The organism is Salinibacterium sp. NYA9b (assembly GCF_976973725.1).
The window spans coordinates 1,889,994-1,900,799 of record NZ_OZ333476.1 but is presented as its reverse complement, the minus strand read 5'-3'; the positions used below and the strand labels follow the sequence as shown (position 1 = coordinate 1,900,799).

At 60.4% G+C, this 10,806-nt stretch carries 13 protein-coding genes and 2 tRNA genes; 6 read left to right on the top strand and 9 right to left on the bottom strand.

Translation table 11 applies throughout. From position 1 onward, the window contains the following. Positions 1–142: 142 nt before the first annotated feature. Entirely contained in the window at positions 143–328 is a 186-nt protein-coding gene (locus ACWFSR_RS09070) for a DUF2510 domain-containing protein (protein ID WP_197105935.1), read from the bottom strand. 187 nt (positions 329–515) lie between these two features. Here ACWFSR_RS09070 and ACWFSR_RS09065 point away from each other — a divergent pair, with 187 nt between their 5' ends. Continuing rightward, a complete protein-coding gene (locus tag ACWFSR_RS09065; RefSeq protein WP_197105934.1) occupies positions 516–689 on the top strand; it encodes a hypothetical protein in 174 nt (57 codons plus the stop codon). Between the two features lie 66 nt (positions 690–755). Then, on the top strand, positions 756–1,607 hold the full coding sequence (locus ACWFSR_RS09060; RefSeq protein WP_447522216.1) for an alpha/beta hydrolase fold domain-containing protein: 852 nt from the start codon (positions 756–758) through the stop codon (positions 1,605–1,607). A gap of 109 nt (positions 1,608–1,716) precedes the next feature. Here the strand turns inward: ACWFSR_RS09060 and ACWFSR_RS09055 are convergent. Next, positions 1,717–1,790 (bottom strand) — tRNA-Gly (locus ACWFSR_RS09055). Positions 1,791–2,047: 257 nt separating this feature from the next. Here ACWFSR_RS09055 and ACWFSR_RS09050 point away from each other — a divergent pair. Continuing rightward, positions 2,048–2,121 (top strand) — tRNA-Pro (locus ACWFSR_RS09050). A 35-nt stretch (positions 2,122–2,156) separates the two neighbouring features. Further along, on the top strand, positions 2,157–3,497 hold the full coding sequence (gene tig / locus ACWFSR_RS09045; RefSeq protein WP_447522215.1) for a trigger factor: 1,341 nt from the start codon (positions 2,157–2,159) through the stop codon (positions 3,495–3,497). A gap of 76 nt (positions 3,498–3,573) precedes the next feature. Here the strand turns inward: tig and ACWFSR_RS09040 are convergent, their stop codons facing one another. Both ACWFSR_RS09040 and ACWFSR_RS09035 read right to left on the bottom strand, forming a co-directional pair. Further along, positions 3,574–4,530, bottom strand: a complete 957-nt coding sequence (locus ACWFSR_RS09040) for a nucleoside hydrolase (protein ID WP_231603845.1) — start codon at positions 4,528–4,530, stop codon at positions 3,574–3,576. A 95-nt stretch (positions 4,531–4,625) separates the two neighbouring features. After that, on the bottom strand, positions 4,626–5,114 hold the full coding sequence (locus ACWFSR_RS09035) for a tetratricopeptide repeat protein (RefSeq protein ID WP_447522214.1): 489 nt from the start codon (positions 5,112–5,114) through the stop codon (positions 4,626–4,628). 119 nt (positions 5,115–5,233) lie between these two features. Here ACWFSR_RS09035 and ACWFSR_RS09030 point away from each other — a divergent pair, with 119 nt between their 5' ends. Both ACWFSR_RS09030 and ACWFSR_RS09025 read left to right on the top strand, forming a co-directional pair. After that, positions 5,234–5,839 carry an ATP-dependent Clp protease proteolytic subunit gene (locus ACWFSR_RS09030; protein ID WP_197105930.1) on the top strand — a complete coding sequence of 202 codons (606 nt, stop codon included), beginning with the start codon at positions 5,234–5,236 and terminating at the stop codon, positions 5,837–5,839. Positions 5,840–5,841: 2 nt separating this feature from the next. Further along, positions 5,842–6,516, top strand: a complete 675-nt coding sequence (locus ACWFSR_RS09025; RefSeq protein ID WP_100388715.1) for an ATP-dependent Clp protease proteolytic subunit — start codon at positions 5,842–5,844, stop codon at positions 6,514–6,516. A gap of 67 nt (positions 6,517–6,583) precedes the next feature. Here ACWFSR_RS09025 and ACWFSR_RS09020 read toward each other — a convergent pair whose 3' ends face one another. The 5 genes from ACWFSR_RS09020 to ureB all read right to left on the bottom strand — a co-directional run bounded on the left by ACWFSR_RS09020 (position 6,584) and on the right by ureB (position 10,802). Further along, entirely contained in the window at positions 6,584–7,237 is a 654-nt protein-coding gene (locus tag ACWFSR_RS09020; protein ID WP_447522213.1) for an urease accessory protein UreD, read from the bottom strand. Positions 7,238–7,315: 78 nt separating this feature from the next. Then, positions 7,316–8,095, bottom strand: a complete 780-nt coding sequence (ureG, locus tag ACWFSR_RS09015) for an urease accessory protein UreG (protein ID WP_447522212.1) — start codon at positions 8,093–8,095, stop codon at positions 7,316–7,318. After that, entirely contained in the window at positions 8,088–8,762 is a 675-nt protein-coding gene (locus tag ACWFSR_RS09010; protein ID WP_447522211.1) for an urease accessory protein UreF, read from the bottom strand. Before ACWFSR_RS09010 ends, ureG begins: the two co-directional genes overlap by 8 nt. Further along, the gene (locus tag ACWFSR_RS09005) at positions 8,762–10,465 is read right to left on the bottom strand and encodes an urease subunit alpha (protein WP_447522210.1); all 1,704 of its coding nucleotides are present in this window, start codon (positions 10,463–10,465) and stop codon (positions 8,762–8,764) included. The genes ACWFSR_RS09010 and ACWFSR_RS09005 overlap by 1 nt, the downstream gene beginning before the upstream one ends. Beyond that, positions 10,452–10,802 carry an urease subunit beta gene (ureB, locus tag ACWFSR_RS09000; protein WP_197105925.1) on the bottom strand — a complete coding sequence of 117 codons (351 nt, stop codon included), beginning with the start codon at positions 10,800–10,802 and terminating at the stop codon, positions 10,452–10,454. The genes ACWFSR_RS09005 and ureB overlap by 14 nt, the downstream gene beginning before the upstream one ends. Positions 10,803–10,806 lie beyond the last annotated feature (4 nt).

The window sequence follows — 10,806 nt, the reverse complement described above, 5'->3', positions numbered from 1 at the left end:
GCATCGCGAAGTGTCTGTGAGGTCTAGCGGGCCACGGGGAAAAAGAACGTGACCGACGTGCTCTATAAACGAACGCGGTGCATCAACCATGTACTCGGGACTTCCTTTCGGGAGGAAGCCCCAGAGTATCGCTGACTAAAGCTTAAGAAGCGATAAGCCGCGAAAGTGTGGACTGATTGTGGTTGTAACCGTTCGCAGCCTGGATTTCAGGACGAGGCTTTTCGAGACGGTTAGTCCACGCCTTGCCGTCCCACCAGCGCAGCATGTGGCTGCCTGCGGGGTCCGGGTACCAGCCGAAGGGAGGAAGTTGGGTTGCAGTGTTAGACATCGGGGGAGTCCAAAGGTGCCCTGCCACGAGGGGCGATACGGGTGTGGCGTTCGATCCAGCCGCGGAGGATCAGTTCGGGGGTAACGGCTATCCCCAGTATAGGGGACACGCTAGAGCCCTGACAAGAGGTCACTTTCCGCGGCGAGGGTGACTTCGGAGTTCGAGTCTGCATGGGTAAGATGGAGCCGTGAATATCTTCGGTTTCGTAATCTCCTTCGTGCTCTTTGTGGGCGGCATCTACATGATGGGCGAAGCTTTCTACGTGGAGGGCCTTGAGTCGGTCGTGTTCATCGGCGGCTTGCTTGTTTCCACGGCGGGCGTCTTCATTCCCATTCACGTCATGAAGCGCGTCGACAGCTAGCGCACAATGGCGAGCCTTCTTAGCCGGCTCGCTCCACTTGCGTTGACCCTGCGAGGGTCAAAACGCATGTTTAGCGATCCAGAGCGCACTCTCGCGCGGATCGCTGAGCTTCGAAAGCATCCAGTTTCGTTTGATCCACCGGCATCAATCGCCCGGCACGTGAATGTTTCGTCTCACGATGTTGGCGGCTGGCCCGTGTTTACGATTGCGCCGAAGACACCATCGAACGCTGGTCATGTTGTCTACCTTCATGGTGGGTCGTACGTGTTCCAGATCAATCCGCTGCACTGGAAGTTCATCGCCCGCCTAGTTCGAGCAACGGGAACCACCTTTACGGTCCCGATCATGCCGCTGGCACCGGAGGGGCGCGCTGCGGTCGTAGTCGACCGCGCAGCAACGATCGTTCAGTCGATTGTCCAAGACGTCGGTGCCGAGAATGTCAGCATCGTGGGGGATTCCTCGGGCGGCGGGATGGCGATGGCGGTGTCAATGGAGCTGCGCGATCGCAAGCTTCCGCCGCTTCACGCGATAGTGCTCATCGCACCCTGGCTCGACATCAGCGGCACGGATCCGATGCTCGCAGAGATTGCACCGCACGACCCGTGGCTTGCTGTTCCCGGCACCCATGCGGCTGGGGCTCTCTATCGCGCCGAGCTCGACGAAAGCGATTGGCGGGTCAGCCCCATCCATGGCGATCTCAGCGGACTGGGGCCGATCACCCTTTTCACGGGCACACGCGATCTTGTGCACGCGGATGCGCTGCGCCTTCGTGAGCGCGCACAGCACGAAGGCATCGCCCTCGACTTCCAGGTGGGGGAGGGCATGATCCACGATTACCCACTCTTACCGATTCCTGAAGCAGCGCACGCCCGCAGGATCGTTGAACGAGCAATCGTGTGCGGTGGCTCGACGGTGTGATGAGCTAAGACCAACACGCTACGCATCCAGCCAAGGATGGCGCAGCCGGATGCTGTGCGTCAGTTAACGAACGAAGGCCACCTCAACCGAGGTGGCCTTCGTTCTGTAGTGGAGGGGATACGGAGAATCGAACTCCGGTCATCAGTTTGGAAGACTGAGGCTTTACCATTAAGCTACATCCCCACTCGGCACCCGATCATGCTGTGCACCGAGGAATACTGTACCCGAAACCTAGCAAAGTACGAAGTCGAGATCGCTGCCCGCGTAATCCGCCCCATATTTGCTGGGTTCTGGCCCCGTAAATGCTGCAAGCGCGGCCCGAAAAACATTGATCTTGGTATCTCGTCAACATTCGGTGCGCGCTCAGGCTAGACTTGCCGAGGTCAAATTTGTACCGGCATTTCTACGTGATGCCATGACCGTAAGACAGCACGGCGCCCCGGGGCGTAGCTCAGCTTGGTAGAGCGCTCGGTTTGGGACCGAGAGGTCGCAGGTTCGAATCCTGTCGCCCCGACGAAATACACCATCGAATTACAGGAGATCCACGACGTGAAGACAACCGTTGAGAAACTGAGCCCGACCCGCGTCAAGCTCAACATCTCGGTCACCCCCGAAGAACTCAAGCCGAGCATCGATCACGCGTATGGCCACATCGCCTCGCAGATCAACATCCCCGGCTTCCGCAAGGGAAAAGTTCCGCCGCAGCTGGTTGACCAGCGTGTCGGCCGCGAAGAGATCCTGAACCACGCGGTCAGCGACGGACTTGACGGTTTCTACCGCCAAGCAGTCACCGAAGAAGAGATTCGCGTTCTTGGTCGTCCCGAGGCAGACATTGTCACGTGGCCCGAGGTCAAAGACTTCAGCGGAGACCTCGTTCTCGCCATTGAGGTAGACGTTCGCCCCGAGTTCGACATGCCCGCCTACGACGAGCTCACCCTCACGGTTGAAGAAGTCAAGGTTTCGGCAGACGACGTCAAGGACGAGCTCGACACCTTGCGTGCCCGCTTCGGCACGCTCGTTACCGTCGAACGCCCCGCCACGAAGGGCGACTTCGCTCAGCTCGACCTCGTCGCCAAGATTGGCGAGACCGAGGTTGACTCCGCAACCAGCATTTCCTACGAGCTCGGCTCGGGTGAACTGATCGAAGGCATCGACGAGGCACTTGACTCGCTCAGCGCCGGCGAATCGACCACCTTCGAGTCCGTACTGCTCGGTGGCGACCACGAGGGTGAAACCGCTGTAATCAGCGTGTCGCTTCTCACGGTCAAGGAGCGCGAGCTTCCCGAAGCAGACGACGACTTCGCTCAGATGGCTAGCGAGTTCGACACCATCAAGGAACTCAAGGCAGACCTCAAGGAGCAGATCAAGCGCTCCAAGTCGTTCGGCCAGGGTGCAGAAGCTCGCGACCAGATCGTTGACGAACTGCTCAAGAGCGTTGAGATCCCCGTTCCCGAGAAGCTCGTTGAAGACGAAGTTCACCGTCATCTCGAGAACGAAAACCGCCTCGAAGACGACGAGCACCGCGCCGAGGTCGTTATCGCTAGCGAGAAGACCTTCCGTTCGCAGATTCTGCTCGACTCCATCGTTGAGTCCGAAGAGATCAAGGTCAGCCAAGAAGAGCTCACCTCGTACCTCGTGCAGGGCGCACAGCAGTACGGCATGGAGCCCGGCGAGTTCATCCAGATTCTGGACAAGAACGGCCAGATCCCGGCCATGGTTGCTGAGGTCGCTCGCAGCAAGGCTCTCGCAGTCGTGCTCAGCAAGGCCAAGGTCGTTGACACCAAGGGCAAGTCGGTAGACGTTTCGGCATTCACCGCCGTAGCAAACGCCGAGCCCATTGAGGAAGCTCCCGAGGTTGCTGCAGTAGAAGCAGCAGACGACGAGTCCTAAAACACTTCGCTTAACCCTCACGGCCAACTAGTTATCTAGTTGGCCGTGAGGTCGTTAACGGGCTGTTTCGCTTGAACTATCGTGTGATCGTGTCGAGGAACAGCTTCGCGTAACGGGCGCTATCGATCCCGAGCGCCACATCAATTCGGCGGAAAAGGGGATCTCCGGCTCCGGCCTGGTCGTGGCCGGCCGTGCGATGATCCACGACCGTTTGTCCGCGAGTGAGAGGATCAGCCAGGCTCACTCGCACCGGCAGATGTGTGGTGCTGAGTCCATCCGGATCGATCGCAGCGCACACCGCGCCCGCATCGCCAATATCGCCGTGTCCATCACCGGCGACGCGCACCTCACTGCCTTTTACCGTGACCAGATGCTGCAGCAGGCGCCCGGCGAGCTGCGTGCCGGGTTCGGGACTGGCGGCGAGCCGAACGATGTCCTCAGGCGGGATTGTCACGGCATAGAACACATCCAAGCCATACATGGTGATGGGGGCGCCAGAGGTCAACACGATTTCGGCGGCCTCGGGATCGTGCCACGTATTGAACTCGGCAACCGCAGTGGCATTGCCGACAGAGGCAGAACCTCCCATGAAGACGATCCGCTCCACGTTGTCTAACACTTCTGGGTACAGTCGCACGAGAAGCGCAATGTTGGTCATCGGCGCAAGCGGCACGAGCGTTACCGGCGTCGGGCTCGCCAGAATTTCTCGACGCAGCAGTTCAACCGCGTGCAGTGGCACGACAGTGCGCGGCGACTCGGGTAAACCGAGGTCGCCAAGACCGTCAGCGCCGTGCACGTGAGCCGCTGAATGAGCCTCAGAGAGCAGCGGACGGTGAGCGCCTGCCGCAACCGGAATATCTCCCGCGCCCGCAGCGTCCAAGACCGTCAGAGTGTTGCGCACCACCTGTTCGAGGCTCGCATTGCCGGCGACGCACGTGACAGCCCGCAGATTGACTCCCGGATGCCGCACCGCCAACAGGAGCGCGAGCGCGTCATCAATGCCGGTATCAACGTCGAGAATCATTTGCTGCATTCGGCAATGCTAATGGTCGCAGGGAGCCTGCCGACGCTGAGGCGACTGAGGGGAGTGGGGCGCCGTAGTGCTGCCGTGGCAAGCGCTGAGTGACCTTACTCGGCCACCAGCTCCGCTGCGTAGCCGCGCACCGAACGCTGATAGATCGGCAAATAGTTCGCCAATGCCATCAGTGCGACCGAAGCCCCCAGGGTGGGATCGCCGCGAGTGGTGAGGGCAAGGGCGAGAAATGCGGCGGTTGGCCCCGTCCACTCATCGTCGGGATGCTCGTGCAACTGCTGCTCGAGCAAAGCAATCGACTCATCGACGCGATTGAGATTGCGCAGCGTACTCGCCAACTGGATGACCGCGCGTGGCCGCAGGGCGGCATCCAACCCATTGTTAAGAGCACTGCGGTACAGCGGCTCTGCCTCAGTCTCACGACCGGCATAGTCGCGGGCGCCCGCTGCCTCGAACAACGCCTCAGCGTCGTCAGGGGCACGTTCAGCAACGAGCTCATCAATTGCCGCGACAACATCTCCCTCGGCCATAGTGGCGGCGTGGGCCCAAATATCTGCGATTCGATCGCGCCAAGTCTGCTGCATTTGGCGAGCCTACAAGCAGCCTCCGGCGACGCGGTACTTTGCCTAGGGCGAACACGCCAGAATAGCGGCGCGTACTCGGATAGATTCGTATCACGCGATAACTGAAATGGAGCGCAACAATGGCCCAACCGGCATTGGTCTCGAGCATCTTCGACCAACTCCTCAAGGACCGCATCATCTGGCTCGGCTCAGAGGTGCGCGATGCAAACGCGAACGAGATCTGCGCAAAGATCTTGCTGCTCGCCGCAGAGGATCCCAAGCGCGACATCTACCTTTACATCAACTCACCCGGTGGATCCATCACCGCGGGAATGGCGATCTACGACACGATGAAGTTCGTGCCGAACGACATCGTCACCGTCGGCATTGGCCTTGCCGCCTCGATGGGGCAGTTCCTGCTCTCCTCGGGCACCAAGGGCAAGCGCTACATCACCCCCAACGCGCGCGTGCTCCTGCACCAGCCGTCGGGTGGATTCGGTGGAACCGCTGCAGACATCCAGACTCAGGCTGGCGTCATCCTCGATATGAAGAAGCGCATGGCCGAGCTCACCGCCGAGCAAACAGGCAAGAGCGTCGAGCAGGTTCTCATCGACAACGACCGTGACAACTGGTTCACGGCCAAAGAAGCCCTCGAATATGGCTTCGTCGATCACCTCCGCGAATTCGCCTCTGACGTAGTTGGCGGCGGCGGAACTGAAGACAACGCAACCGGCAAGAAGGACTAATTATGGAGAACTTTAACCTCGGAGCACAGGCTCCCGCCGGCATTGGTCGTCCGGATGCTGACGCTCGTTACATCTTGCCGACGTTCGAAGAGCGCACGGCCTATGGCTACAAGCGTCAAGACCCATACGCGAAGCTGTTCGAAGACCGCATCATCTTCTTAGGTGTGCAGATCGACGACGCTTCTGCTGACGACGTTATGGCTCAGCTTCTCGTTCTCGAGAGCCAGGACCCTGACCGCGACATCGTCATGTACATCAACTCACCCGGTGGCTCGTTCACCGCGATGACGGCGATCTACGACACGATGCAGTACATTCGTCCGCAGATTCAGACCGTTGTTCTCGGCCAGGCTGCGTCAGCGGCTGCCGTGATCACTGCCGGTGGAACCAAGGGAAAGCGTTTGGCTCTGCCCAACGCTCGCATCCTCATCCACCAGCCCAGTGGTGGTTCTGAAGGCTCAAGCCAGGCTTCGGACATCGAGATTCAGGCTCGCGAGATTCTGCGCATGCGCGGATGGCTCGAAGAGACCCTGTCGTTCCACTCGAACCGCACCCCTGAGCAGATCAACAAGGACATCGAGCGCGACAAGATCCTGAGCGCAGCTGAGGCAATGGAGTACGGTCTCATCGACCAGGTACTCACGAGCCGCAAGACGCTTCCGGCGATCACGAGCTAGTTCTACGTTCTTAACGTTACTGAGGCCGTTACCCATTGCGGGTGGCGGCCTCAGTGCGTTAACTGCGTTACGCCAAGGCCCATTCTCGCCACACGGTATCGAGCGGCGAGAGGTGGGTTTCTCTCCCAAGCCACCGCGCAAGACCACCCGGCTCCTCGAAATCGAGCACGACTGCAGCAAGATCGATGGACGATGCGGGTGCCCGCGCGCCAGCAAGCAACACAGTATCCATGACACGCTCGGCACCAAGGTGACCCCAGACGGGTGCGCTTCCATCGAAATCTTGCTGCTCAATCAACACGGGGACAGCGTTTGCCGAGACGGAGGTTCGGGTCACCACCCGACCGCCTTTTTCCCCTTCGCGCCCTAACACAAGGGTCTCTCGAATGAGCGCTACAGCGCCTTCATCCAACTCGACGTCAAGGACCCGCTCGACGCAGGCGCCGTCGGCGATGATGAACGGGAGGGTTGCCCAAGACAATTGGGCTCCAGCCTGCAGCCGGACCTGAATCGTCATGGTCGCAGACTGCCCCTCACCGTCGTACGCCACCATTCCGCCAATGTCTTCGAGGGTGAGGCGGCAACCCGCGCCGACCGTGATTTCGATCGCAACGGTGTCGCCGCCGAGCAGGAGCGCGCCCCCGGCGACCAGAGCGACATCCGCTGACTGATCCGTGCAGGAGATGAGTCGCGGTATGAGTATTCCTGCCCTCAACTCCACGCGCGCGTTCCCTGACGCGTTCGCGTTTACCGAGACTCGCGTGACTCGCGAAGCCGCATCAGACTGCACGCGAAGGCCTTAAGCTCTCACGGGATGGTCATGGTCATGGTCATGGTCATGGTCATGGTCGTGGTCTGAACTGGGACTGTGGGTGTGAACCACAGCTTGGCCGCCCTCATCGAGGTGACTATGCGGCGCCATCGGACCGGGGTCTTGGGGGCTGTGGGTTCCGGAGCGATAGGCGGCGAGCATTTCGAGCACCCACAGCCGTAAGAGGGCAATCGAGTTGTCATCCGTTCGGGACAGGGCAATAACGGGCCGCCCTTCGCGCGCGTGAGTTGCGTCAGAGACCATCGTCTCCACATCAACGCCGACGTACGGCGCAAGGTCCGTCTTGTTTACTACGAGCAGATCGGCGCGGGAAATGCCCGGGCCACCCTTGCGGGCTACATCGCCGCCGCCGGCGACATCAAGCACGAAAATTTGCGCGTCTACGAGGGCGGGAGAGAACGTCGCCGTCAAGTTGTCGCCGCCGGACTCGATGATGACAATGTCGAGGGGAGCGAAGTCGGCTTCAAGATCTTCGGCAGCCAGCAGGTTCGCCGTCACGTCATCGCGGATCGCTGTGTGCGGGCACGCTCCCGTCTCCACAGCACGGATTCTTTCGGGATCCAGTACTCCAGCAGACCGCAGGAATCGCGCATCCTCATCCGTGTAGATGTCGTTGGTAATGACACCCAGTCTCAGTTCCTCACCAAGGGAACGACACAGAAGTGCGATGAGCGACGACTTTCCGGTTCCCACGGGACCGGCTATTCCCAGACGTAGTGCGCGGGAGGGCGCGTTTTTTTCAGGCACGGAACAACCTCTTCTTCATAACGGAGTGAGCCTCAGCCCACCCCTCGGCTTGCGGAGCGCCCAAGGCGGGGATCGCCTCAGGCGTAGTGATAAGTGAGAGCTGATGGACAAACGGTTCGGCTACTTCGCAGGCATTGAGCACCCAGGTAACCACTGTGGCGGGGTCGATCGGGTCGAGCTTGAGTACGGCGGATGCTGCATTCTGAACCTCCTCGTAGACGACAAGACGAACCAGGTCGGCTGGCTTCATCAGGGCGGTTGCCGCGATCGCTCCGAGCACGACGGCCCGGGGTGGCTGTCGCAGCTGAGCGCAGAACGCAATTGACGCGCTGCTCGGCCACACGGTGCGGCCAATCCTTGTGTAGCCGCGACCGAGGAGTCGTGAAGCGTCGCGCAATGCCGGGCTAGGGGTTCTCGCCGCCCAGGCCGCGATTAGAGCGTCTATCCCCGACGGCGCGGCTTCGCTGATGAAATGTTGCCGTGCCACTACCGCCGTTCCGGCTTCGACGAGTGTTGTCGAGCGTGTTTTGCCGGCAAGGAACGAGGGGATGTCGTCTCGTTTGAGCCCACCAAGCAAAGCAGGTTCCATTCCCGCCGAGTGAGTGTGTCCGCCGGTGGGCAGGCGCGCATCAGCGAGGAGCATCGCGAGCGTCCCCGAGTCGACCATTAGAACATCGTGTAGAGCTGAGCGAGGGGCAGGGTATCGACGGGAGCGGGCACGACAAGTTCGTCATCGATCGAGATCGCGAAGGTATCCGGACGAATATCGATTTTCGGGAGCGTGTCATTGTTCTTCAGGTCATGCTTGGTCACTTCCCGAGTGGACTGCACGGCGACAACGGTGCGCCCAAGTCCCATCCGTTCCTCAAAGCCGTCATCAATTGCGGCCTGCGCGACGAACGAGAGTGAAAGTCGGTCGCCAATGGCATCCGCAAATGACGGTCGCATGAGCACCGGCTGCGGGGTAGGGATTGAGGCGTTGGGATCGCCGAGAGCGCCCCACGCCAAGCCGCCTCCCTTGATGACAACTTCGGGCCTAATGCCGAAGTATCGCGGATCCCACAGCACCAAGTCAGCCAACTTGCCTGGCTCGATGCTCCCTACTTCTTTATCGATTCCGTGACCGATGGCGGGGTTGATTGTGTATTTAGCGATGTAGCGCCGTGCGCGCTCGTTGTCGGCGGGGTGCGCGGCGCCGAGCGACCCGCGCCGTGCTTTCATGACGTGTGCAACCTGCCACGTACGGGAAATGACTTCGCCAATTCGGCCCATCGCCTGAGAGTCTGACGACGTGATCGACAGTGCTCCGATGTCGTGGAGGATGTCCTCCGCCGCGATCGTTGTTGCGCGAATTCTGGACTCAGCGAAGGCGAGGTCTTCGGGCACCGATGCATTGAGGTGATGGCACACCATCAGCATGTCGAGGTGTTCCGCAACAGTATTTATGGTGTGGGGGAGCGTCGGGTTCGTTGATCCCGGGATGACATTGGGCAGAGACGCGATCGACAAAATATCGGGCGCGTGACCGCCGCCAGCACCTTCAACATGAAATGCGTGGATGCCGCGTCCGCCGATCGCATCGATCGTGGACTGCACATAGCCGGCTTCGTTGAGCGAATCGGAGTGCAGCGCGACCTGTAGACCGAAGGTGTCGGCGGCCTCAAGAGCCGCATTGATCGCTGCAGGTGTCGCGCCCCAATCCTCATGAATCTTGAAACCACCAGCACCGGCTAACGCCTGTTCCTTGAGGGCTTCGGGCGAGACGGTGTTTCCCTTGCCGAGCAAGAGCAGGTTAACCGGCAAGCGATCCATGGCGCGGTGCATGGTTTCCAGATGCCACGCGCCGGGGGTGACAGTGGTGGCCTTTGATCCCTCGGATGGCCCGGTGCCGCCACCTACCACGGTAGTGATTCCTGTGGCGAGCGCTTCATGAATTTGGGAGGGGGAGATGAGGTGAACGTGGGAATCAATACCCCCGGCGGTGAGGATGCGACCCTCTCCCGAGATCACGTCAGTCGATGGGCCGATCACGAGTAGGGGATGGACGCCGTCGGCGATGTCAGGGTTTCCTGCACGGCCTAACGCGACGATTCGTCCATCTCTGATGCCGACATCCGCCCGCTGAATGCCCCACCAGTCGAGCACGATGGCATTCGTAATGACGGTGTCTAGCGCGCCTTCGGCGCGAGTGCGCACGCCTTGAGCCATAGACTCTCGAATCGATTTGCCGCCACCGAATACGGCTTCTTCTCCACCAACGGTGAGATCGCGCTCGATTTCGATCCAGAGGTCGGTGTCGCCGAGGCGTATCTGGTCGCCCGCAGTAGGACCATAGATTGCTGCGTAGCGTTGTCGGTCAATGGATACCATCGAGTTGCTCCTTGCCTGCATGCGAAAGTTGGAGGCCGGGAATGCGCCTCGCTCCCTGAATTGCGACCGCGTCGAGTTCTCGAGAGGCGCCTGGTTCGAATCGTTGCGATGTTCCCGACGGGATATCGAGCCGGAAACCGTGGGCCGCTTCGCGGTCGAAGGTGAGGGCGGCGTTCGCGTCCGGCAGGTGAAGATGAGACCCGATCTGGATAGGCCGATCTCCAGAGTTGAGGAAGACAACGCGAATACGCTCAGCCTCCGTGCGGTCGGCATTCAGTTCGATGATTCCCGGTCGAATTCTGAAGGCGCCCGGCCCTTCGGAGCGTGCACTAGCCATGATC

Coding starts and splice junctions, on each gene's coding strand:
- ACWFSR_RS09040 (WP_231603845.1), bottom strand. CDS start 4,530: ATGCAGCAAATGATTCTCGACGTTGATACCGGCATTGATGACGCGCTC.
- ACWFSR_RS09060 (WP_447522216.1), top strand. CDS start 756: ATGTTTAGCGATCCAGAGCGCACTCTCGCGCGGATCGCTGAGCTTCGA.
- ACWFSR_RS09070 (WP_197105935.1), bottom strand. CDS start 328: ATGTCTAACACTGCAACCCAACTTCCTCCCTTCGGCTGGTACCCGGAC.
- ACWFSR_RS09030 (WP_197105930.1), top strand. CDS start 5,234: ATGGCCCAACCGGCATTGGTCTCGAGCATCTTCGACCAACTCCTCAAG.
- ureB (WP_197105925.1), bottom strand. CDS start 10,802: ATGGCTAGTGCACGCTCCGAAGGGCCGGGCGCCTTCAGAATTCGACCG.
- ACWFSR_RS09025 (WP_100388715.1), top strand. CDS start 5,842: ATGGAGAACTTTAACCTCGGAGCACAGGCTCCCGCCGGCATTGGTCGT.
- ACWFSR_RS09005 (WP_447522210.1), bottom strand. CDS start 10,465: ATGGTATCCATTGACCGACAACGCTACGCAGCAATCTATGGTCCTACT.
- ACWFSR_RS09010 (WP_447522211.1), bottom strand. CDS start 8,762: ATGGTCGACTCGGGGACGCTCGCGATGCTCCTCGCTGATGCGCGCCTG.
- ACWFSR_RS09035 (WP_447522214.1), bottom strand. CDS start 5,114: ATGCAGCAGACTTGGCGCGATCGAATCGCAGATATTTGGGCCCACGCC.